The 23,917-nt window shown below is 56.5% G+C and carries 18 protein-coding genes; 16 read left to right on the top strand and 2 right to left on the bottom strand.

The genetic code is table 11. From position 1 onward, the window contains the following. Positions 1-21 precede the first annotated feature (21 nt). A complete protein-coding gene (locus K5Q35_RS17580; protein WP_011570120.1) occupies positions 22-216 on the bottom strand; it encodes a SlyX family protein in 195 nt (64 codons plus the stop codon). A 114-nt stretch (positions 217-330) separates the two neighbouring features. Here K5Q35_RS17580 and hisS point away from each other — a divergent pair, with 114 nt between their 5' ends. From hisS to hisG, 3 genes are read left to right on the top strand one after another with little or no spacing between them, the layout of a single operon-like run. Next, the gene (gene hisS / locus K5Q35_RS17575) at positions 331-1,926 is read left to right on the top strand and encodes a histidine--tRNA ligase (protein ID WP_220800721.1); all 1,596 of its coding nucleotides are present in this window, start codon (positions 331-333) and stop codon (positions 1,924-1,926) included. Continuing rightward, positions 1,923-3,005, top strand: a complete 1,083-nt coding sequence (locus tag K5Q35_RS17570) for an ATP phosphoribosyltransferase regulatory subunit (protein WP_220800719.1) — start codon at positions 1,923-1,925, stop codon at positions 3,003-3,005. The genes hisS and K5Q35_RS17570 overlap by 4 nt, the downstream gene beginning before the upstream one ends. Further along, positions 3,002-3,694, top strand: a complete 693-nt coding sequence (gene hisG / locus K5Q35_RS17565; protein WP_220800717.1) for an ATP phosphoribosyltransferase — start codon at positions 3,002-3,004, stop codon at positions 3,692-3,694. The genes K5Q35_RS17570 and hisG overlap by 4 nt, the downstream gene beginning before the upstream one ends. Before the next feature lie 7 nt (positions 3,695-3,701). Here the strand turns inward: hisG and K5Q35_RS17560 are convergent, their stop codons facing one another. Then, complete coding sequence (locus K5Q35_RS17560) at positions 3,702-4,151, bottom strand: DUF1489 family protein (RefSeq protein WP_013960383.1); 450 nt, start codon at positions 4,149-4,151, stop codon at positions 3,702-3,704. Positions 4,152-4,243: 92 nt separating this feature from the next. On the opposite strand from K5Q35_RS17560, the gene K5Q35_RS17555 reads away from it, so the two are divergent. The 13 genes from K5Q35_RS17555 to fusA all read left to right on the top strand — a co-directional run bounded on the left by K5Q35_RS17555 (position 4,244) and on the right by fusA (position 23,788). After that, complete coding sequence (locus K5Q35_RS17555; RefSeq protein ID WP_220800715.1) at positions 4,244-6,739, top strand: adenosylcobalamin-dependent ribonucleoside-diphosphate reductase; 2,496 nt, start codon at positions 4,244-4,246, stop codon at positions 6,737-6,739. Between the two features lie 352 nt (positions 6,740-7,091). Continuing rightward, positions 7,092-7,289 (top strand): preprotein translocase subunit SecE, encoded by a 198-nt coding sequence (gene secE, locus K5Q35_RS17550; protein ID WP_011570082.1) that lies wholly within the window; start codon positions 7,092-7,094, stop codon positions 7,287-7,289. 208 nt (positions 7,290-7,497) lie between these two features. Then, positions 7,498-8,031 (top strand): transcription termination/antitermination protein NusG, encoded by a 534-nt coding sequence (gene nusG / locus K5Q35_RS17545; protein ID WP_013960388.1) that lies wholly within the window; start codon positions 7,498-7,500, stop codon positions 8,029-8,031. 125 nt (positions 8,032-8,156) lie between these two features. After that, positions 8,157-8,582 (top strand): 50S ribosomal protein L11, encoded by a 426-nt coding sequence (gene rplK, locus K5Q35_RS17540; RefSeq protein WP_013960389.1) that lies wholly within the window; start codon positions 8,157-8,159, stop codon positions 8,580-8,582. A 1-nt stretch (position 8,583) separates the two neighbouring features. Then, entirely contained in the window at positions 8,584-9,282 is a 699-nt protein-coding gene (gene rplA, locus K5Q35_RS17535) for a 50S ribosomal protein L1 (protein ID WP_013960390.1), read from the top strand. Positions 9,283-9,521: 239 nt separating this feature from the next. Beyond that, on the top strand, positions 9,522-10,037 hold the full coding sequence (gene rplJ, locus K5Q35_RS17530; protein WP_011570078.1) for a 50S ribosomal protein L10: 516 nt from the start codon (positions 9,522-9,524) through the stop codon (positions 10,035-10,037). 74 nt (positions 10,038-10,111) lie between these two features. Then, on the top strand, positions 10,112-10,483 hold the full coding sequence (gene rplL, locus K5Q35_RS17525; protein ID WP_013960392.1) for a 50S ribosomal protein L7/L12: 372 nt from the start codon (positions 10,112-10,114) through the stop codon (positions 10,481-10,483). Between the two features lie 257 nt (positions 10,484-10,740). Continuing rightward, positions 10,741-14,877, top strand: a complete 4,137-nt coding sequence (rpoB, locus tag K5Q35_RS17520; RefSeq protein WP_013960393.1) for a DNA-directed RNA polymerase subunit beta — start codon at positions 10,741-10,743, stop codon at positions 14,875-14,877. A gap of 207 nt (positions 14,878-15,084) precedes the next feature. Next, positions 15,085-19,329: a DNA-directed RNA polymerase subunit beta' gene (gene rpoC, locus K5Q35_RS17515; protein ID WP_220800707.1), complete on the top strand. Its 4,245-nt coding sequence runs from the start codon at positions 15,085-15,087 to the stop codon at positions 19,327-19,329. A gap of 162 nt (positions 19,330-19,491) precedes the next feature. After that, complete coding sequence (locus tag K5Q35_RS17510) at positions 19,492-20,361, top strand: DMT family transporter (RefSeq protein ID WP_220800705.1); 870 nt, start codon at positions 19,492-19,494, stop codon at positions 20,359-20,361. Between the two features lie 364 nt (positions 20,362-20,725). Beyond that, positions 20,726-21,097 carry a 30S ribosomal protein S12 gene (rpsL, locus tag K5Q35_RS17505; RefSeq protein ID WP_011570072.1) on the top strand — a complete coding sequence of 124 codons (372 nt, stop codon included), beginning with the start codon at positions 20,726-20,728 and terminating at the stop codon, positions 21,095-21,097. A 12-nt stretch (positions 21,098-21,109) separates the two neighbouring features. Continuing rightward, entirely contained in the window at positions 21,110-21,580 is a 471-nt protein-coding gene (gene rpsG / locus K5Q35_RS17500; protein ID WP_013960396.1) for a 30S ribosomal protein S7, read from the top strand. 81 nt (positions 21,581-21,661) lie between these two features. Next, positions 21,662-23,788 carry an elongation factor G gene (fusA, locus tag K5Q35_RS17495; RefSeq protein WP_013960397.1) on the top strand — a complete coding sequence of 709 codons (2,127 nt, stop codon included), beginning with the start codon at positions 21,662-21,664 and terminating at the stop codon, positions 23,786-23,788. Positions 23,789-23,917: the final 129 nt, after the last annotated feature.

Below are 23,917 nucleotides of genomic sequence, written 5' to 3'. Positions count from 1 at the left end.
GCCTGACGCAACGCGTCCTGATCAGTAATGCGGCGGGCGCTCATCGCCCAGAACCACGCTGCCGGAACCTTGCGCCTCGCGTTCGCCTTCCCGCTGCATCAGCATGAAAACACGGCGGGTCAGCACCGCGATTTCACTTTCCTGCCGCGCAACCACATCGGACAGGTCTTCGACGGTGCGGGTCAGATGGGCGATCTGTTCTTCAAGCTTTTCCATGACCCAGCCCCTAGCATGCACACCCGGCGCGATAAAGAGCCTGCGCGCCCATCTTGTTTGTAGCCGTTGCATCCGCTAGACCGCGCGCGACCAGACCAGCCAAAGGGACCCCTCATGGCCAAGCCCAAAAAGACACCCCGCCCCAAGGCGCAGACGCCAAAGGGCTTCCGCGACTATTTCGGTGCCGAAGTCAGCCAGCGCGCAGAGATGCTGCAAAAGATTGCCGGGGTCTATCATCGTTATGGGTTTGATGCGCTGGAAAGTTCAGGCGTGGAAACGGTTGAGGCCCTGGGCAAGTTCCTGCCCGATGTGGACCGCCCCAATGAGGGCGTGTTCGCCTGGCAGGAAGACGCGGACGCGGACAAACCCGGCGACTGGCTCGCCTTGCGCTATGATCTGACGGCCCCCTTGGCGCGGGTCTATGCCCAGCACCAGAATGACCTGCCCAAACCCTACCGCCGCTACGCGATGGGCCCCGTCTGGCGCAATGAAAAGCCCGGTCCGGGGCGGTTTCGCCAGTTTTATCAGTGCGATGCGGATACGGTCGGCGCATCGTCGGTGGCTGCGGATGCCGAGATCTGCGCGATGCTCTGCGATTGCCTTGAGGCGGTCGGGATCGAGCGTGGAGACTATGTGGTGCGGATCAACAACCGTAAGGTGCTGAATGGGGTCATGGAGGTCGCAGGAGTACTAGATATGCTGCATCCTGAACGCCATTCTGAGAAACGTGGGATGGTACTTAGGGCAATAGACAAGCTAGACCGACTTGGTGTCGATGCGGTTCTACAGTTGCTTACCGAGGGCCGGCGTGACGAAAGTGGAGATTTCACGGAAGGCGCAGGACTCACAAGTCACCAAGCCGCTACGGTTATGACTTTTGCAAATTCTAGTGATGCAATGGACAGATCAGTGGCTGAAATAAAGAAGGGCAATGCGTCTGCAGAGGTTCAAAAACTTCAAGACGTGATTGGTTTTCGTAATTTTTTGACCTGTGGTCACCTGAAAGAGATCGTTGGCCTGAGCCAAGTTGGAAAACAGGGTGTGGAAGAGTTGAAGCAAATCGCTGAAACTGTCGCCTCGTTAGGTTATGACACTGACCGCATCGTCATCGACCCCTCCGTCGTGCGCGGCCTTGGCTACTACACCGGCCCGGTCTATGAGGCAGAACTCACCTTCGAAATTCAGGACGAAAAGGGCCGCACCCGCAACTTTGGGTCTGTCGCAGGCGGCGGGCGGTATGATGATTTAGTGAAACGCTTTACAGGTCAGGAAGTGCCTGCGACGGGCGTCTCGATCGGGGTGGATCGGCTGCTGGCGGCGCTTCATGCCAAGGGGCGTTTGGACACAACAGACGTAGGCCCCGTGGTCGTCACCGTCATGGATCGCGACCGTATGGCGGATTATCAGGCGATGGTCGCTGAACTGCGGCAGGCGGGCATCCGTGCGGAGGTCTATCTGGGCAATCCCAAGAACTTTGGCAATCAACTCAAATATGCCGACACGCGCAACAGCCCCGTCGCCGTGATCGAGGGCGGCGACGAGCACGAAAAGGGCGTGGTGCAGATCAAGGACCTGATCCTTGGTGCTGAAATCGCCAAAAGCGCCACGCTTGAGGAATGGAAGGACCGCCCCAGCCAGTTTGAGGTGCCGCGCGCAGACCTTGTTGCAAAAGTGCGCGAAATTCTGGCGCAACACGGGTTGGAAAAATGACAACGCGTGCAGCGACGCTGGCGCGTGCGGCGGACCTATGTGCGTCTTTTGAGGCGGCAGGGGCGCAGCGCATCGAGGCGCCTATTTTGCAACCTGCCGATGCGCTCCTTGATCTCTACGGCGAGGAAATTCGCGCCCGGGCCTATGTAACATCCGATGCGCTTCGGGGTGAGCAGATGCTGCGCCCGGATTTTACAGTGCCCGTGGTTCAGATGCACATGGCGCATGGGGCAGAACCTGCGCGCTATACCTACGCTGGCGAAGTGTTCCGCCGGCAGGAACACGACCCGTCGCGTGCGAATGAGTATTTTCAGGTCGGCTATGAGGTCTTTGACCGCGAAAACCCGGCCGCTGCGGATGCAGAGGTGTTTTGCCTGTTTGAAACTGTGCTTTCGCCCTTGGGCCTGCGCGCAGCGACGGGGGATATCGGCATTCTGACCGCTGCCGTGCGGGGTCTGCGCACCACAGATGCCCGGAAATCCGCGCTTTTGCGTCACATCTGGCGCCCGCGCCGGTTCCGCAGCCTGCTGGACCGCTACGCCGGACGGATCAAACCGTCAAAACAGCGGTTGGAATTGTTGGCAGGCCATACGGCCGTCCCGGATGCACCCCTGATCGGCAAACGCAGCCAGAGCGAGATCGACGCGCGGATCGCCTTGTTGCATGCCGATGCCGCGACCGCCCCCCTGAGCGAGACCGAGGTGGACCTGCTGGATGCGCTGGTCAATGTGCGCGAAACCATGCCTTTCGCCTTGCAGCAGCTGCGCGATCTGGCTGTGGATATGCCGAGTATCGAACAGGCGGTTGCACGCTTGTCTGACCGCGCCGAAGCACTGGCCAAACGCGGTGTGGATGTCGACGCGCTGCCGTTTGAGGCGAGTTATGGGCGTACTTCGATGGAATACTACGATGGCTTTGTCTTTGGCTATTACCACCCGAAACGTCACGATTTGCCCGCGGTGGCGACAGGCGGTCGCTATGATGCGCTGACCCGGCGATTGGGAGGTGGTGCGGAAATCCCCGCCGTCGGTGGGGTCATCAGGCCCGATCTGATGCTGATGCTGGAGGGCGGCACATGACCGTGAAACTGGGTGTCCCGTCCAAAGGGCGGTTGATGGAAAAGACCTTTGACTGGTTCGGCCAGCATGGCGTCACCCTGTCGCGCGCAGGGTCGGATCGCGAATATGCCGGGGCGGTGGATGGTATCGAGGGCGTGGCGTTGATCCTGTTGTCCGCAGGCGAAATGCCGCGTGAACTGGCGGCTGGTCGGATACATTTTGGCGTCACGGGCACGGATCTGGTGCAGGAGAAACTGCCGCTCTGGGATCAGATGGTCGAGCCTGTGCAGGAGCTTGGCTTTGGGTTTGCGAACCTTGTGCTTGCGGTGCCAAAGGCCTGGGTGGATGTGGATACGCTGGATGATCTGGATGCGGTTGCCACGGCGTTTCGGCAAGCCCACGGGATGCGTCTGCGGATCGCGACGAAATACCATAGGCTTGTGCGCGAGTATTTACGTCAGGGCGGCGTTGCGGATTATGCACTTGTTGACAGCCAGGGCGCGACCGAAGGTACGGTGGCCAATGAAACGGCCGAAGCGATTGCAGATATTACCTCAAGCGGAGAGACCTTGCGCGCCAACCACCTCAAGATACTCTGCGACGGTCCCGTATTGCGGTCACAGGCGACGCTGTGGCGCAGCAGAGCCGCCGCGTTGGACAAAGCCGACCGGCAGATTGCCGAGCAACTGATTGCGCAGATCGGCGGTTAGAGGCGGGCTATAATACGCCGATCTCGGCCAATGCACGATTGAGTTCAACCGGTAATGGTTCTTCTGAGGCACGCCCCTTGGGCAGGTCCGGTGGCGCGTCAGAAACCGGCAGATACCGCCAGCCTTGAAACGGTCGCTTCAGACTCGTCTGCGTGCGGATAATCTGGGGATCAAGCACGATGGCGCAACGTCTTATCCCATCCTGACTGATGTACTCATCCAAGCGCATTACCGTCTGGCGGCACTGAATAACGCCTTTGATCACCCAGTAAATCGAGCCGCCATTCAGGATTTCCACTTCGCGTTTGGGCCACATGCGGGTGACATGGCGCGGCAAGCCGTCCGGCGTCTGCGCGCGTTTCGTCGCTTGCCAAGCCGCAAGGTCGTCTACTGTCTCTGTTCCCACGGAGAGTTTGATAAGATGCGTGCGTTTGGTGCTTTGATTCTTTGTATCCATGGCGTATATAGTAGCTTCGGAATTCATACCCTCAAGAGATAGTATTTTTTCCACAGCCGTCTGTGGATAACTAAGATCAGGAGACCCCACCAGTGTCAGCCTTTACCACCCCAATTGCCGAACAAATCTGGGATATGAAGTACCGCTTCAAGGAAGCAGGCGGCGCGCCCATTGATGTCACGGTGGAGGACACATGGCGGCGCATCGCGCGCGATCTGGCGCGGGTGGAAAAGACACCTGACATTTGGGAAGAGCAATTCTATTCCGCGCTCAAAGATTTCAAATATCTGCCTGCGGGTCGGATCACGGCTGGGGCGGGCACAGCGCGGTCGGTGACGCTGTTCAATTGCTTTGTGATGGGGACGGTTCCCGACAGCATGGGTGGAATTTTTGACATGCTGAAAGAGGCCGCCTTGACCATGCAGCAGGGCGGCGGGATCGGCTATGATTTCTCGACGATCCGTCCCAAGGGTGCAGACGTAAAAGGCGTGGCGGCGGATGCCTCTGGCCCCTTGTCGTTCATGGATGTCTGGGATGCGATGTGTCGCACGATCATGTCGGCAGGGTCGCGCCGAGGGGCAATGATGGCCACCATGCGTTGCGATCACCCGGATGTGGAGGATTTTATCGCCGCCAAATCGGACCCCGCGCGGCTGCGCATGTTCAACATGTCCGTGCTGGTGACTGATCCCTTCATGGAGGCGGTCAAGGCGGATGGCCCGTGGGACCTTGTGTTTGACGGTCAGGTCTACCGCACTTTGCAGGCGCGTGATCTGTGGAACCGCATCATGCAGGCGACCTACGATTATGCCGAACCCGGTGTGATTTTCATTGACCGGATCAATCAGGCCAACAACCTGAATTACTGCGAAACAATTGCCGCGACGAACCCGTGCGGCGAACAGCCCCTGCCGCCCTATGGCGCGTGTTTGTTGGGGTCCATCAATATGGCTCGGCTTGTCAGCGCGCCTTTTGAAGAGGCGGCAAAACTGGATGAGGTCGCGCTGAATGATCTGGTGGCGACCGCTGTGCGCATGATGGACAACGTGGTGGATGCCTCGAAATTCCCATTGGAAGCGCAGGCGCGCGAAGCACATGCAAAGCGGCGGATCGGGCTGGGTGTCACGGGTCTGGCGGATGCGCTGTTGATGGTCGGGCTGCGCTATGGTTCGGACGAGGCGGCGCGTCAGACCGACCGCTGGTTGCACGCGATCGCCCGCGCCGCATATCTGGCGTCGGTGGACTTGGCGAAGGAAAAGGGCGCGTTCCCGCTCTTTGATGCGGACAAATATCTGGCGTCCGGCACGATGCAGGCAATGGATGAGGACGTGCGCGAAGCTGTGCGTGAACATGGAATTCGCAACGCGTTGCTGACCTCGATTGCACCAACGGGGACGATCAGCCTTTATGCGGGGAACGTCAGTTCGGGCATCGAGCCGGTTTTCGCCTATGCCTACACCCGCAAGGTTCTGCAAAAAGATGGCAGCCGGACCGAGGAAGAAGTCGTCGATTATGCGGTTCAGATGTGGCGTGAGAAGTTTGGCGACAAAGAACTGCCCGACTATTTCGTGAACGCCCAGACGCTGGCTCCGCTGGAGCACGTCAAAATGCAGGCGGCAGCACAGAAATGGGTGGATTCGTCGATCTCAAAGACGATCAACTGCCCTGAAGACATCGGCTTTGACGCGTTCAAGGACGTCTATATGGAGGCGTGGGATAGCGGCTGTAAGGGATGTACGACGTATAGGCCGAACGCGGTGACAGGGTCGGTGTTGAGTGTGGCGGAAGAGAAGCCATTACTGAGTGGTGACTTGCGTCAAAACATTGGGAAAATGATCGACTACCGCAAGACTAGTGTTGCAGCTCTTTCTAAGTTGGCCGGGTTGGATGTAAGCACTCTCCGTAAGTTCCTCAGTGGTTCTAGTGAAACCTTGAGGTCGGATAGTCTTTCGGCTGTTGCTTTATCGCTAAACGTCAAGGTTTCGGAATTGCTGGGGGAAAGTACAGCCCCCGAAGTCATCACAAACGATGCCGCCGAACCGCAGCAACCCCATGGCGATGTGATCTACATGTCCGAACCGCTGGATCGCCCCAGCGAGTTGGAGGGCAACACCTACAAGGTCAAATGGCCCGACAGTGAGCATGCCCTGTATATTACGATCAACGACATCGTGCTGAACGGGCATCGGCGACCGTTTGAAGTCTTCATCAATTCCAAGAATATGGAGCACTTCGCGTGGACTGTCGCGCTGACGCGGATGATCTCGGCAGTATTCCGGCGCGGGGGGGATGTGTCCTTCGTGGTCGAGGAACTGAAGGCAGTGTTCGATCCGCGCGGCGGCGCGTGGATGCAGGGCAAGTACATCCCGTCGATCCTCGCGGCGATTGGCGGTGTGATCGAACAGCACATGATCGCGACCGGGTTTATCGCAGGTGAGGGATTGGGTCTGAAATCGGACCCACAGGCACAGGTCGTGGGCTTGGATACCCAGCGCGGGCAAGCCTGCAGCAGCTGTGGCCAGTTCGATTTGCGCATGGTCGAGGGATGCATGACCTGTGGGTCGTGTGGGTATTCCAAATGCGGGTAACACTCGTTCGAGTGCATGGTGTGGCGGCTGGTCATGGATAGCCGTCCGATCGCGTAAGATGCCGCGGGAATATCTTGCGCACGACGGTGTCGACTTTCGACGACGTGGCAAAGGTGCTTGATGGAAGGGTTTTCCTGAGGCTATGGCAGTTTGATTCTGTGGCTTTGTCCGGTCGTCTTTTTCAGGCTTCGTCATCCGCGCGTTTGTGCCTTGGTCGGGCCGTCCTTGACCCGGTTGTTACAGAGCAGTGACCCTGTTGGGCAAAGGCAACGCAGACTGATCGCAATGGTCTCTTGAATTCTGTAGCTTTGGCCGTTACATCGCCATAGCTAGCTCACAAAGAAGGTGTCCCATGGCCACGACCAATCCGCTCCAGTTCATCCAGCAGGTTCGTGCTGAAGTGTCCAAAGTCGTGTGGCCAACGCGTCGTGAGGTGATGCTGACCACAGTTATGGTTTTTATTCTGGCGGCGCTCACGGCTGTATTTTTCGCTTTGGTGGATATTTTGATCCGCTGGGGCTTGCAGTCTGTCTTGACGATGTTCGGGTAAGGCGTCTTTCGAGCCGCACAAAAAACAGATTAATCCCCTTGAAACATTCAGGTTTGCGGAGTATCCCGCAACCCTGACCTGAGCGGGGGCGTGCGGCGATTCGAGTTGTGCGCCGATTTTCTGTTCGGGGATAGCGGCCAAAAGGCTTGATAGTAAAAGAAAAATTGGCGCACTGATGTGTCGATCGCAGACAGGGAATAAGGTTCAAATGGCAAAGCGGTGGTATTCGGTCAGTGTCCTGTCGAACTTTGAGAAAAAGATCGCAGAACAAATCCGTACGTCCGTGGCCGAGCAGGAGCTGGAAGACCAGATTGACGAAGTCTTGGTTCCAACCGAAGAGGTCATTGAAGTGCGGCGCGGCAAGAAAGTGACCACTGAGCGCCGGTTCATGCCGGGCTATGTGCTGGTGCATATGGAGATGTCGGACAAGGGCTATCACCTTGTGAACTCCATCAACCGCGTTACCGGGTTCCTCGGGCCGCAAGGTCGCCCTATGCCAATGCGGGATGCGGAAGTGAACGCGATTCTCAACCGTGTTCAGGAAGGCGAAGAAGCGCCGCGTACACTGATCCACTTTGAAGTGGGTGAAAAGGTCAAGGTTGCCGACGGTCCGTTTGAGGACTTCGATGGCATGATCGAAGAAGTAGACGATGAGAACCAACGCCTGAAGGTGTCGGTTTCGATCTTTGGCCGGGAAACACCGGTCGAACTGGAATTCACGCAGGTCAACAAGCAGACCTGACGTGTGTAAGGCGTGGGAGGCGAAGGTGCCGCGGCATCTGAACCGGACCACGACAACAACGGCGGGTTTCCCGCCGAGGACCTGAAGCAGCGCGCTGCGACAGGGTTGGAAAAAGGAGAAGGCCAATGGCCAAGAAACTCGTTGGCAGCATGAAGCTGCAGGTGCCCGCCGGGCAAGCAAACCCATCCCCGCCGGTTGGCCCGGCGCTGGGTCAGCGCGGCATCAACATCATGGAATTCTGCAAGGCGTTCAACGCCAAGACCGCAGATATGGAGCAAGGCGCCCCTTGCCCGACCGTGATCACCTATTATCAGGACAAATCCTTCACGATGGATATCAAGACGCCGCCAGCGTCTTATTACCTCAAGAAGGCCGCCAAGCTGTCGTCTGGTGCCAAGACGCCGTCCCGCGAAGTCGTGGGATATGTGAGCACCAAGCAGGTCCGCGAGATTGCGGAAGCGAAGATGAAAGACCTGAACGCCACGTCGATCGAAGCGGCAATGAAGATCATTCTGGGCTCTGCCCGTTCCATGGGCATCGAGGTGAAGTAAGATGGCAAAACTTGGAAAAAGAGCGCGTTCCGCGCGTGAGGCATTTGCCGGCAAAGAGAACGTCACTGTCGAAGAAGCCGTGGCCCTGATGAAGGCAAATTCCTCGGTCAAATTCGACGAGACAGTTGAGATTGCGATGAACCTTGGCGTTGATCCGCGTCATGCTGACCAGATGGTTCGTGGCGTCGTTGGCCTGCCGAACGGCACCGGTAAAACAGTGCGCGTCGCTGTGTTTGCCCGTGGCGCAAAAGCGGATGAAGCAACGGCGGCTGGGGCTGATATCGTTGGCGCAGAAGACCTGATGGAAACTGTCCAAAGCGGCAAGATCGAATTTGATCGCTGCATTGCGACACCGGACATGATGCCGATCGTCGGTCGTCTGGGTAAGGTGCTTGGCCCGCGTAACCTGATGCCGAACCCAAAAGTCGGTACCGTGACGATGGATGTCGAAGCCGCGGTGAAAGCGGCAAAAGGTGGCGAAGTTCAGTTCAAGGCTGAAAAAGGCGGCGTCGTGCATGCAGGCGTTGGCAAAATCAGCTTTGATGAAGCCAAGCTGGTCGAAAACATCCGCGCCTTTGTCAGTGCGGTGTCCAAAGCCAAACCATCTGGGTCCAAAGGGGCCTATATGAAAAAGATCGCGCTGAGCTCGACCATGGGCCCGGGCGTGTCAGTCGCTGTCGAAGACGCGAACGTCGAATAAGAATTTGGCGGGGCAACCCGTCAAGTAGGCAGGGCCAATACGTTGGCCTTGCTTTCTGTCCGAGACGGAGGGTTCGGGGGTCACCTCGCATAATTCCTTCCCGAGATGGGAAACGAGATCATTCAAGCCTTCGGGCGGTCATGGCTCGGGACCCTGAATTGGACCCGAAACGAGAGGCAGAAGATCGCTTCTCTAAACTGAGCCGGTCGGGGGAACTCGACCACAATTGGAGTGAAACTGTGGATAGAGCACAAAAAGAACAGCTGGTCGACGAACTCGGCCAGATCTTTGAAAGCTCTGGTGTCGTTGTGGTTAGCCACTACGCCGGTCTGACAGTTGCTGAAATGCAGGACCTTCGTGCGCGCGCTCGCGACGCGGGTGGGTCTGTGCGTGTTGCCAAAAACAGGCTCGCCAAGATCGCCCTTGAGGGCAAGCCATGCGCAAGCATCGCTGACCTTCTGACGGGTATGACCGTTCTGACCTTTTCTGAGGATCCTGTGGCCGCGGCCAAGGTTGCTCAGGACTATGCCAAGGAGAATCAAAAATTCGTGATTCTCGGCGGCGCAATGGGTGAGAACGCGTTGGACGCCGCCGGTGTAGAAGCCGTGTCCAAAATGCCTTCGCGCGAGGAGCTTATTGCTACTATCGCGGGCATGTTGGGCGCACCTGCTTCGAACATCGCCGGGGCCATTGGCGCACCTGCAAGCAATATCGCATCCATCTTGTCCACTGTTGAGGACAAGGCGGCCGCTTAAGCAATCGTCTTATTGGCGTTGGGTTGAACACTCGGCGTTGGAACACACATATCGTTAACGGAAAGAGCTAAAACATGGCTGATCTGAAGAAAATGGCGGAAGAGATCGTTGGTCTCACTCTGCTCGAAGCACAAGAACTGAAGACAATCCTCAAAGACGAATACGGCATCGAGCCAGCAGCCGGTGGCGCTGTCATGATGGCCGGTCCTGCCGATGCAGGCGCTGCCGAGGAAGAAAAGACAGAGTTTGACGTTGTATTGAAAAGCCCAGGCGCTTCGAAAATCAACGTCATCAAAGAAGTACGCGGCATCACCGGTCTGGGCCTCAAAGAAGCCAAGGACCTGGTTGAAGCTGGCGGCAAAATCAAAGAAGGCTGCGACAAAGCCGAAGCCGAAGAGATCAAAGGCAAGCTGGAAGCAGCTGGCGCCGAAGTCGAACTGGCCTAAGTTGCCTCACTCGGAAGCCGGACTACATGGCTTTCGATGACAAAAACCGAGCTGGACCTGAGATTTCAGGTCCGGCTCAACCTGTCTTGGTAAGGGCCTTTCAATGAGGGCGTTTTCCAAGATGCGGTTCAATGGTCGGGAGGGCACCGGTGGGACGGTGCTCACGAATAGACCGAAACGTATCGTCTCGTATGGGCGAGGTGCCGTGGCCCGACGGCGTCCTCGACCGGTGAGAACTCTGAAAGGTGACACCTAATATGGCTCAATCGTTCCTTGGCCAGAAACGTCTACGTAAATATTATGGCAAAATCCGCGAAGTATTGGATATGCCGAACCTGATCGAGGTGCAAAAATCCTCATATGATCTGTTTTTGAACTCAGGCGAAGCAGATGTGCCCACCGATGGTGAGGGCATTACAGGCGTATTCCAATCTGTATTTCCGATCAAAGATTTCAATGAAACGTCGGTACTTGAGTATGTAAAATACGAGCTCGAAAAACCCAAATACGATGTCGAGGAATGTCAGCAACGTGACATGACCTACAGCGCGCCCCTGAAGGTGACGCTGCGCCTGATCGTATTTGATGTGGATGAAGACACCGGTGCAAAATCGGTCAAAGACATCAAAGAACAAGACGTCTTTATGGGCGATATGCCTTTAATGACGCCCAATGGGACCTTTGTGGTGAACGGGACCGAACGTGTGATCGTTTCCCAGATGCACCGTTCCCCCGGTGTGTTCTTTGATCATGACAAAGGTAAAACGCATTCGTCGGGCAAGCTGCTGTTTGCCTGCCGGATCATTCCCTATCGCGGCTCCTGGCTGGACTTTGAGTTCGACGCAAAAGACATCGTCTTTGCGCGGATTGACCGTCGCCGCAAGCTTCCCGTGACCACGCTGCTTTATTCGCTGGGTCTCGACCAGGAAGCGATCATGGACGCTTATTACAACACCATCACGTACAAGCTTGAGAAGAACAAAGGCTGGGTCGCCCCATTCTTCCCTGATCGCGTGCGCGGGACCCGCCCGACATACGATCTGGTGGATGCGGCATCCGGTGAAATCCTTTTCGAAAAGGGCAAGAAAGTCACGCCGCGCGCGGTCAAGAAACTGATCGACGAAGGCAAAGTGACCGAATTGTTGCTGCCGTATGAGCACATCGCGGGCAAGTTTGTCGCCAAGGACATCATCAACGAAGAGACCGGCGCGATTTATGTCGAGGCTGGCGATGAGCTGACGCTTGAGTACGATAAAGACGGCACGCTGATCGGCGGTACTGCAAAAGAGCTTGTCGAAGCAGGGATCACCGAGATTCCGGTGCTGGACATCGACAACGTGAATGTGGGCCCTTACATGCGCAACACCATGGCGCAGGACAAGAACATGAACCGCGACACCGCGCTCATGGATATTTACCGCGTGATGCGTCCGGGCGAGCCCCCCACCGTCGAGGCGGCATCGGCCTTGTTTGACACATTGTTCTTTGACGCTGAGCGGTATGATCTTTCTGCCGTTGGCCGCGTGAAAATGAACATGCGTCTGGCACTGGACGCCGAAGACACGCAGCGCACGTTGCGCCGCGAAGACATTGTGGCCTGCATCAAGGCGCTGGTAGACCTGCGCGATGGGCGTGGTGACATTGACGATATCGACCACCTCGGCAACCGTCGTGTGCGGTCCGTCGGCGAATTGATGGAAAACCAGTACCGTGTGGGTCTGCTGCGCATGGAGCGTGCGATCAAAGAACGCATGTCGTCGGTTGAGATTGACACGGTGATGCCGCAGGATCTGATCAACGCCAAACCAGCAGCCGCTGCGGTGCGTGAATTCTTTGGTTCCTCGCAGCTCAGCCAGTTCATGGACCAAACCAACCCGCTCTCGGAAGTGACGCACAAACGTCGTCTTTCTGCGCTTGGGCCGGGCGGTCTGACACGTGAACGCGCGGGCTTTGAGGTGCGCGACGTGCACCCGACCCACTATGGACGGATGTGCCCGATTGAAACGCCTGAAGGGCCGAACATTGGTCTGATCAACTCGCTGGCTACGTTCGCCCGCGTGAACAAATACGGCTTCATCGAGACACCGTACCGCAAGGTCGAAAACCGCATGGTAACGGACGAAGTACAGTATATGTCCGCCACCGAAGAGATGCGTCACACTGTTGCGCAGGCGAACGCGCAGTTGGATGAGGACGGTCGTTTCAAAAACGATCTGGTCAGCACGCGTCAGTCCGGTGACTATACCTTGGCACCCTCCGAGAATGTCGACCTGATCGACGTGTCGCCCAAGCAGTTGGTATCTGTTGCGGCCTCGCTGATCCCGTTCCTCGAAAACGATGACGCGAACCGGGCCTTGATGGGCTCGAACATGCAACGTCAGGCGGTTCCACTGCTTCAGGCCGAGGCCCCTCTCGTGGGTACTGGCATCGAAGAAGTGGTTGCGCGCGACTCCGGTGCGGCGATCATGGCGAAACGCGCGGGCATCATCGACCAGGTGGATGCACAGCGTATCGTTATTCGTGCGACATCTGATCTGGAACTGGGTGACGCGGGTGTGGACATTTACCGCATGCGCAAATTCCAGCGCTCCAACCAGAACACCTGCATCAACCAGCGTCCGCTGGTGAAGGTGGGCGACACGGTGCTCAAAGGGCAGGTGATTGCGGATGGTCCGTCCACCGATATGGGGGAACTGGCGCTCGGCAAGAACGTCGTCGTCGCCTTCATGCCGTGGAATGGCTACAACTATGAAGACTCCATTCTGATCTCCGAGCGGATCGCCCGTGACGACGTCTTTACCTCGATCCATATCGAGGAATTCGAAGTCGCCGCGCGTGACACCAAGCTGGGGCCAGAAGAAATCACCCGCGATATCCCGAACGTCGGCGAGGAAGCGCTGCGCAACCTCGACGAAGCGGGCATTGTCTATATCGGTGCCGATGTGGAGCCGGGCGATATCCTCGTAGGCAAGATCACACCGAAGGGTGAAAGCCCGATGACGCCAGAAGAAAAACTTCTCCGCGCCATCTTTGGTGAGAAAGCGTCGGATGTGCGGGATACGTCATTGCGCGTCAAACCGGGTGACTTCGGCACCGTCGTCGAAGTGCGCGTGTTCAACCGCCATGGTGTGGAAAAAGACGAACGTGCGCTGCAGATCGAGCGGGAAGAAGTCGAACGTCTGGCCCGTGACCGTGACGATGAAATGGCGATCCTTGATCGCAACATCTACGCGCGTCTCAAGTCCACCATCATGGGTAAGGTGGCGGTGAAGGGGCCGAAAGGTGTCTCCTCCAACGCTGAGATCACTGATGATCTGCTGCAAATGCTCCCGCGTGGTCAGTGGTGGCAATTGGCGCTCAAGGATGAGGCGGATGCACAAGTCGTTGAAGCCCTGAACGAGCAGTACGAAATCCAGAAACGCACGCTTGATGCGCGCTTTGAGGACAAGGTGGAAAAAGTCCGTCGTGGCGATGATCTGCCCCCGGGCGTGATGAAGATGGTCAAGGTCTTCGTGGCGGTAAAGCGCAAGCTGCAGCCGGGCGATAAAATGGCCGGTCGTCACGGGAACAAGGGTGTTATCTCCAAAGTCGTTCCCATGGAAGACATGCCGTTCCTTGGCGACGGGACACCGGTCGATTTCTGTCTGAACCCGCTCGGCGTTCCATCTCGTATGAACGTGGGTCAGATCCTCGAAACACATATGGGCTGGGCCGCGCGCGGTCTCGGTGTAAATGTGGATGAGGCGCTGCAGGAATACCGTCGTTCTGGCGATCTGACACCTGTGCGCGACGCGCTCAGCCTTGCCTATGGTCAAGATGTCTATGACGAAGGCATTGTTGGCATGGATGAGGACACGCTCATCGAGGCGGCAGGCAATGTCACACGCGGTGTGCCGATTGCGACGCCGGTCTTTGACGGCGCGAAAGAGGCGGATGTGAACGATGCGCTGACCCGCGCGGGCTTTGATACATCCGGTCAGTCGGTGCTCTTTGATGGTCGCACAGGTGAGCAGTTTGCCCGCCCGGTGACCGTGGGTGTCAAATACCTGCTGAAACTGCACCACCTTGTGGATGACAAAATCCACGCGCGCTCAACCGGTCCATACTCGCTGGTCACCCAGCAACCCTTGGGCGGTAAAGCGCAGTTCGGTGGTCAGCGCTTTGGTGAGATGGAGGTCTGGGCGCTCGAAGCTTACGGCGCTGCATACACCCTGCAGGAAATGCTGACCGTGAAGTCGGACGACGTGGCCGGACGGACGAAAGTCTATGAAAGCATCGTCAAGGGCGAGGACAACTTTGAAGCGGGCGTGCCCGAGAGCTTTAACGTTCTGGTCAAAGAAGTCCGCGGCCTCGGCCTCAACATGGAACTCCTGGATGCGGAGGAGGATGAGTGACAACAACCGGACCAATCCAAATGGGATTGGTTGGGTGCTTCTTTCTCGCCATCGACATTATGAATGCCTTCTGGCCGCATGATCGAGAAGCCAAATGGTATGAAAGAAGCGTCCACTACACCATGAGATTGGTCTGAGTCACGATTTTCGCTGCACTTGCAATAGATTTTCTTGTCTACGGACAAACACCCATATGGGGAGACTAAAATGAACCAGGAACTTACAAACAACCCGTTTAACCCGGTTGCACCGGTGAAGACATTCGACGAGATCAAGGTCTCTCTGGCATCGCCAGAGCGGATCCTGTCTTGGTCTTTCGGTGAGATCAAGAAACCCGAAACCATCAACTACCGGACCTTCAAGCCTGAGCGGGACGGTCTTTTCTGTGCGCGTATCTTTGGCCCGATCAAAGATTACGAATGCCTCTGCGGCAAATATAAGCGCATGAAATATCGCGGCGTTGTCTGCGAGAAATGCGGTGTGGAAGTCACGCTGCAAAAGGTGCGCCGTGAGCGGATGGGCCACATCGAACTGGCCTCGCCGGTTGCGCATATCTGGTTCCTGAAGTCGCTGCCGTCGCGCATCGGTTTGATGCTGGACATGACGCTGCGTGATCTGGAACGTGTGCTTTATTTCGAAAACTACGTTGTGATCGAACCGGGCCTGACAGAACTCACCTACGGTCAGATGATGACCGAAGAAGAGTATATGGATGCGCAAGACATCTATGGCATGGACGCTTTCACCGCCAACATCGGTGCCGAAGCGATCCGCGAAATGCTGGCCGCGATTGATCTGGAAGCCGAAGCAGACCAGTTGCGTGCTGATCTGAAAGAAGCCACAGGTGAGCTGAAGCCCAAGAAGATCATCAAGCGCCTGAAGGTCGTGGAATCTTTCCTCGAATCCGGCAACCGCCCGGAGTGGATGGTTCTGACCGTGATCCCTGTGATTCCGCCTGAACTGCGCCCGCTGGTACCACTGGATGGCGGTCGTTTTGCGACCTCCGACCTCAACGATCTTTACCGTCGGGTGATTAACCGGAACAACCGTCTCAAGCGTCTGATCGAATTGCGCGCACCTGATATCATTGTGCGTAACGAAAAGCGGATGTTGCAGGAATCTGTCGATGCGCTGTTTGACAATGGCCGTCGCGGCCGTGTGATCACGGGTGCCAACAAGCGTCCGCTGAAATCGCTGTCTGACATGCTGAAGGGTAAACAAGGCCGCTTCCGTCAAAACCTTTTGGGCAAACGCGTCGACTTCTCGGGTCGTTCGGTCATCGTGACCGGTCCCGAACTCAAGCTGCACCAATGTGGTCTGCCCAAAAAGATGGCGCTCGAACTCTTCAAGCCGTTCATCTATTCGCGACTTGAGGCCAAAGGGCTTTCTTCGACTGTGAAGCAGGCGAAAAAGCTGGTCGAAAAAGAACGTCCCGAAGTTTGGGATATCCTCGACGAGGTCATCCGCGAACACCCTGTGATGCTGAACCGTGCGCCGACATTGCACCGTTTGGGCATTCAGGCGTTTGAACCCGTGCTGATTGAAGGCAAAGCGATCCAGCTGCACCCGTTGGTCTGTTCCGCCTTTAACGCGGACTTTGATGGGGACCAGATGGCCGTTCACGTGCCGCTGAGCCTTGAGGCGCAGCTTGAAGCGCGCGTTTTGATGATGTCCACGAACAACGTTCTGTCCCCTGCAAACGGCGCTCCGATCATCGTGCCGTCGCAGGATATGATCTTGGGTCTGTATTATACGACCCTTGAGCGTGCGGGCATGAAGGGCGAAGGGATGGTCTTTGGCTCCGTCGAAGAAGTGCAACATGCGCTTGACGCCGGGGTGGTCCATTTGCATTCAAAGATCACCGCGCGGATCACACAGATCGACGAGAATGGTCTCGAAGTGATGCAGCGGTTTGACACGACACCGGGCCGGATCCGTCTTGGCGCGCTGTTGCCGCTCAATGCCAAGGCACCGTTCGAGTTGGTCAACCGTTTGCTGCGTAAGAAGGAAGTGCAGCAGATCATCGACACCGTCTACCGTTATTGCGGTCAGAAGGAATCGGTCATTTTCTGTGACCACATCATGACCATGGGTTTCCGGGAAGCGTTCAAAGCCGGGATTTCCTTTGGCAAGGACGACATGCTGATCCCCGATACCAAATGGCCGATCGTCGGTGAGACGCGCGACCAGGTTAAGGATTTCGAACAGCAGTACATGGACGGTCTGATCACTCAGGGCGAGAAGTACAACAAAGTGGTCGATGCCTGGTCTAAGTGTAACGACAAGGTCACGGACGCGATGATGGGCTCAATCTCGGCCAGTCAGACGGACGTGGACGGCTCTGAAATGGAACCGAACTCGGTCTATATGATGGCACACTCCGGTGCGCGTGGATCGGTGACACAGATGAAACAGCTCGGCGGGATGCGCGGCCTGATGGCCAAGCCGAACGGCGACATCATCGAAACGCCGATCATTTCCAACTTTAAGGAAGGTCTGACCGTTCTTGAGTACTTCAACTCCACGCACGGCGCGCGGAAGGGTCTGTCGGATACTGCTTTGAAAACGGCGAACTCCGGTTATCTGACGCGGCGTTTGGGTGATGTTGCACAGGACTGCATCGTGCGCATGCGCGATTGTGGCACCGAAACGTCAATCACAGCCGTCGCTGCTGTGAACGATGGTGAAGTTGTGTCGTCGCTGAGCGAACGTATTCTGGGCCGTGTCGTGGCCGAGGATATCGTGCGTCCGGGCACGGATGAGGTGATCATTGCCTCTGGTACTTTGATCGACGAACGCATGGCGGATTCTGTTGAAGAAGCAGGTGTCGCATCGGCGCGGATCAGAAGCCCGCTGACCTGTGAGGCCGAAGAGGGCGTTTGTGCCATGTGCTATGGTCGTGACCTCGCACGCGGTACGATGGTCAATTCTGGTGAGGCTGTCGGCATCATCGCGGCACAGTCCATTGGTGAACCGGGTACACAGTTGACCATGCGGACGTTCCACATTGGCGGTGTTGCACAGGGTGGGCAGCAGTCCTTCCTCGAGGCAAGCCATTCCGGCAAAGTTGTCTTTGACAATGCTCAAACGCTTGAAAACGAGGCGGGCGAGATCATGGTCATGGGTCGGAACATGAAACTCATCATTCATGATGATAATGGGGAGGAGCGTGCCAGCCACAAAGTAGGGTATGGTACAAAGCTGTTTGTTACCGAAGGCCAAAAAGTGGTGCGCGGCGACAAGCTCTTTGAATGGGATCCCTACACGTTGCCGATCATTGCGGAAAAATCCGGCATGGCGAAATTCGTGGACCTCGTGTCCGGGATCGCCATCAAGGATGAGACCGATGATGCAACCGGCATGACACAGAAGATCGTGATCGACTGGCGTTCCGCGACCAAGGGCAACGAGCTGAAGCCTGAAATCATTCTGGTAGATGCCGATGGGGAACCTGTGCGCAACGATGCGGGCAATCCGGTGACCTATCCGATGTCCGTTGATGCGGTTCTGTCCATTGAGGACCAAACCGAGATCAAGGCGGGCGATGTGGTTGCGCGTATCCCGCGTGAGGGTGCCAAGACCAAGGACATCACCGGTGGTTTGCCACGTGTGGCCGAACTCTTTGAGGCACGTCGCCCCAAAGATCACGCTATCATTGCGGAAATCGATGGTTATGTGCGCTACGGCAAGGACTATAAGAACAAACGTCGTATCGCGATTGAGTCCTCCGAAGATCCGGATCACAAGGTCGAATACATGGTGCCCAAGGGCAAGCACATCCCGGTTGCGGAAGGTGACTTTGTCCAGAAGGGCGACTACATCATGGACGGTAATCCGGCGCCGCATGACATTCTTGCCATTATGGGTGTCGAAGCGCTGGCGGATTACATGATCGACGAAGTGCAGGATGTCTACCGTCTGCAAGGCGTGAAGATCAACGACAAGCACATCGAAGTCATCGTGCGTCAGATGCTGCAGAAGTGGGAAATCCAGGAATCTGGGGACACCACGCTGCTCAAGGGCGAACATGTCGACAAGCAGGAGTTTGATCAGGCGAACGAAAAAGCGCTGAGCAAAGGCGGCCGCCCCGCAAAGGGCGAACCGATCCTGCTGGGGATCACCAAGGCGTCGTTGCAGACCCGCAGCTTTATTTCTGCGGCGTCCTTCCAGGAAACCACGCGTGTTCTTACGGAAGCCTCTGTGCAAGGTAAGAAAGACAAGCTGGTCGGTCTGAAAGAAAACGTCATAGTGGGTCGCCTGATCCCAGCCGGGACTGGTGGCGCGACCATGAAAATGCGTCGTGTGGCTCAGGATCGCGACAATGTTGTGATCGAAGCACGCCGTGAAGAAGCAGAAGCGGCAGCGGCCCTCGCGGCACCTGTGGTGGACGATATGGTGGGTGGCGACGTCTTTGATCAGCCAGTGCATCACGAGGAAGACAGCCGCGACTAAGACTGCGGCTCATGAAATAGAGAGGCCCTCATCGGATCATACCGGTGGGGGCTTTTCATTTTGTACAAAAGGGTATTTTCTCACACATGGCAGTTGCCGGTCAATTTTGACGCCATTTCGCGACGCGAAGCCCCTTAAACCTACAGTCCAGGATCTGAATTGATGTCGGCAAACATGAATGGCGCCTTACTCATGATCGCGTCCATGGCTTGCTTTACGCTGAACGATGCATTCCTGAAGGCCACCGATGGGGACTTGCCGCTTTTCCAGCTTCTTTTTCTGCGTGGTGTTCTGTCCACTGTTTTTATTGGCTTTTTAGCACATGGAAACAAGGCTTGGCAGTTTGATATATCGCGGCGTGACTGGGTACTGATTGGTGTCCGGTCGGCGGCCGAGGTGGCGGCAGCAGTGTTCTTTGTGACGGCGCTGTTGAATATGCCATTGGCTAACGCGACCGCTATCCTGCAAATGCTGCCGCTGATGCTGACGCTCGGATCGGCGCTGTTTTTGCGAGAAGCCGTCGGCTGGCGTCGGTTTGCAGCCATCGGCGTTGGATTCATTGGCATGCTGCTGATTGTGCGCCCCGGCGCGGATGGGTTTTCGATCTGGTCGATTTTGGCTCTGCTTGCCGTTATCTGCGTAACGGTTCGCGATCTTTCTACAAGATGCATGTCTGCGCGCGTCCCTTCGCTGCTGGTCACGTTTGCCGCGTCATTTTCAGTCTTGGTGACATCGGGTTTTGCTTGCCTGTTCATCGAATGGGCACCCGTGACGCCGCAACTGGGCGGTATGGTTTTCGCGGCTGCTCTGTTCATTATAGGCGGCTATTTCTTTTCGGTTCAGGTGATGCGGGCGGGGGATGTGTCTTTCATCGCGCCGTTCAGATATACGGGGCTGATATGGGCGCTGCTGCTGGGGTGGACGTTTTTTGGGGACTGGCCCACGCCGCTGACTTTTTTCGGGGCGGGTCTTATCGTGGCAACGGGGTTGTTCACCTTTTACCGGGAACGCCAGTTGATGGCCGCCCACTAAGGACAGCTCGATTTCACAGCGTCACCGGAACATGTGCGCCGTTTCAGGCAAGCTGTTGACACCCTTGGCGACTCCTTTTATACGCGCGCTATCTCGGAGCAGGAATTACGCTTGCCTGCACTGACATCATACTAAAGTGGTCACGATCCGGCCCCCTATCGGCCCGATCCTCTGTTAACCCACCGCGTCGTTTCCTCGGTACGGAAGCGGAGGCGGTTTTTTTGTTGTCGCGCGGTCTTGCGACAAGAAATAAACGCGCTTTTTGCGCAAGGGGCGGCTCATGGACGCGTGAGCCGTGTAAAATTGAAACCGCACGGGGCCGTCCCGTGCACACATATGTGAGCAACACGGGGATAAAGCCGGAATGCCAACGATCCAACAGCTGATCCGCAAACCGCGGCAGCCTAAAATCAAACGATCCAAATCGATGCACTTGCAAGAGTGCCCGCAAAAGCGCGGCGTTTGCACGCGCGTTTACACAACCACACCCAAAAAGCCCAACTCTGCGATGCGTAAAGTTGCAAAGGTTCGTCTGACCAATGGCTTTGAGGTCATCAGCTACATTCCGGGCGAAAGCCACAACCTTCAGGAACACTCCGTGGTTCTGATCCGTGGCGGTCGTGTCAAAGACCTTCCGGGTGTCCGTTACCACATTCTGCGTGGTGTTCTGGATACCCAAGGCGTCAAAGACCGTAAGCAACGCCGTTCGAAATACGGCGCGAAGCGTCCGAAGTAAGAGGAATACGATATGTCCCGTCGCCACGCAGCCGAAAAACGCGAAGTCCTGCCCGACGCCAAATATGGTGATCTGGTTCTGACAAAATTCATGAACAACCTGATGATCGACGGCAAAAAGTCGATCGCAGAAACCATCGTTTACAACGCCCTGACGCGCGTTGAAACCAAGATCAAGCGCGCGCCAATCGAGGTGTTCCACGAAGCGCTGGACAACATCCAGCCTTCCGTCGAGGTGCGCTCGCGCCGTGTCGGTGGTGCCACCTATCAGGTGCCCGTCGAAGTGCGCCCTGAGCGTCGTCAGGCGCTGGCCATTCGCTGGTTGATCAAAGCCGCCCGTTCGCGCAATGAGAACACCATGGAAGAGCGCCTTGCAGGCGAACTGATGGATGCTGTTCAGTCTCGCGGTACTGCCGTGAAAAAGCGCGAAGACACGCATAAAATGGCAGACGCGAACAAAGCGTTCAGCCACTACCGCTGGTAAACCGGGCGGGTTCCCCCGCCAAGTCGCGCCCCGTCTGGGGGCGCGTTCAACCGTTTTTAGATATCTCGAGGAAGCAGCCCCATGGCACGCGACTATCCGCTCAACCGGTACCGTAACTTTGGCATCATGGCCCATATTGATGCCGGCAAAACAACCTGTTCCGAACGTATTCTGTTTTACACCGGCAAATCCCACAACATTGGTGAGGTGCACGATGGCGCCGCAACCATGGACTGGATGGAGCAGGAGCAGGAACGCGGGATCACCATCACATCCGCTGCGACCACCACGTTCTGGCAGCGTCAGGAAGAGCCCACAGCAGAGGCGACTTCTGACACGAAATACCGCATGAACATCATCGACACACCCGGCCACGTTGACTTCACCATCGAAGTTGAGCGTTCGCTGGCGGTGCTTGACGGCGCGGTTGCCGTTCTGGATGCAAATGCTGGTGTCGAGCCGCAGACCGAAACCGTTTGGCGTCAGGCCGACCGGTACAAAGTCCCGCGCATTGTGTTTGTCAATAAAATGGACAAGATCGGCGCTGACTTTTTCAACTGTGTGAAAATGATTCAGGACCGCACCGGTGCGATCCCGGCCCCTATCCAGATTCCAATCGGTGCAGAGACCGAGCTCGAAGGCATGATTGACCTCGTGACCATGGAAGAATGGGTCTGGGAAGGCGAAGACCTTGGCGCGAGCTGGGTCAAGAAACCGATCCGCGACAGCCTGAAAGAACAAGCCGACGAATGGCGCGCCAAACTCATCGAGACTGCGGTCGAGATGGACGACGATGCCATGGAAAATTACCTCATGGATGGTGCAGAGCCAGATGTGGACACGCTGCGCAAACTGATCCGTCAGGGCACGCTGGAAATCAAGTTCATTCCGGTGCTGTGTGGCTCAGCCTTTAAAAACAAGGGTGTTCAGCCGCTGTTGAACGCGGTTATCGACTACCTGCCCAGCCCGCTGGACGTTGTCGACTACATGGGCTTCAAGCCTGGTGATGAGACAGAAACCCGTGATATCCCGCGTCGTGCGGACGATGACATGGCGTTTTCGGGTCTTGCATTCAAAATCATGAACGACCCCTTCGTCGGTTCGTTGACGTTCACACGCATCTACTCGGGTCAGATGAAAAAGGGTGATACTCTTTTGAACTCGACCAAAGGCAAAAAAGAACGCGTTGGTCGCATGATGATGATGCACTCCATCAACCGTGAAGAGATTGACGAGGCGTTCGCCGGTGACATCATCGCGCTTGCGGGTCTGAAGGATACCACAACAGGCGATACCCTGTGTGCCGTAAACGATCCGGTTGTTCTGGAAACGATGACGTTCCCGGATCCGGTGATCGAGATCGCGGTTGAGCCAAAAACCAAGGCTGACCAAGAGAAGATGTCTCAGGGTCTTGCACGTCTGGCGGCGGAAGATCCGTCTTTCCGTGTGGAAACAGATATCGAATCCGGTCAAACGATCATGAAGGGCATGGGTGAACTCCATCTGGACATCCTCGTTGATCGCCTGAAGCGTGAGTTCAAAGTCGAAGCAAACATCGGTGCGCCACAGGTTGCGTATCGTGAGACGATTTCTCGCGAAGCCGAAGTAGTTTACACCCACAAGAAGCAATCGGGTGGGTCCGGTCAATTTGCTGAGGTCAAGATGATCCTGTCGCCAACCGAAGCGGGCGAAGGCTATTCGTTTGAATCCCGCATCGTTGGTGGTTCGGTTCCGAAAGAATACATTCCGGGTGTCGAAAAAGGCATTAAATCGGTGATGGATTCTGGTCCGCTGGCGGGTTTCCCTGTGATCGACTTCAAGGTCGCTCTGATCGACGGGAAATTCCACGACGTTGACTCCTCTGTTCTTGCGTTTGAAATTGCAGGACGGATGGGCATGCGCGAGGGCATGAAAAAAGCGGGCGCAAAGCTGCTTGAGCCGATCATGAAAGTGGAAGTGGTTACACCGGAAGAATACACTGGTGGCATCATTGGTGACCTTACCTCACGCCGGGGTCAGGTGTCCGGTCAGGAACCACGGGGCAATGCGATTGCGATCGACTGCTTTGTGCCGCTTGCCAACATGTTCGGGTATATCAACACTCTGCGGTCCATGTCTTCGGGTCGGGCGCAGTTTACGATGCAATTCGATCACTATGACCCCGTGCCACAGAATATCTCCGACGAGATTCAGGCAAAATTCGCTTAATTTGGTCGCCCCTGCCGGGGCGGCAAGTACCAACACCGGGTTGATCGACAACTCAAATGAATATCTAAGGAGGCCATCATGGCAAAGGCAAAGTTTGAACGTAATAAACCGCATGTTAACATTGGCACG

The sequence above is a fragment of the Roseobacter sp. OBYS 0001 genome (genome assembly GCF_019654895.1).
GTDB lineage: Bacteria > Pseudomonadota > Alphaproteobacteria > Rhodobacterales > Rhodobacteraceae > Roseobacter > Roseobacter litoralis.
The sequence above is the reverse complement of the archived record's forward strand: the minus strand, read 5'-3'. Positions and strand labels throughout refer to the sequence as shown.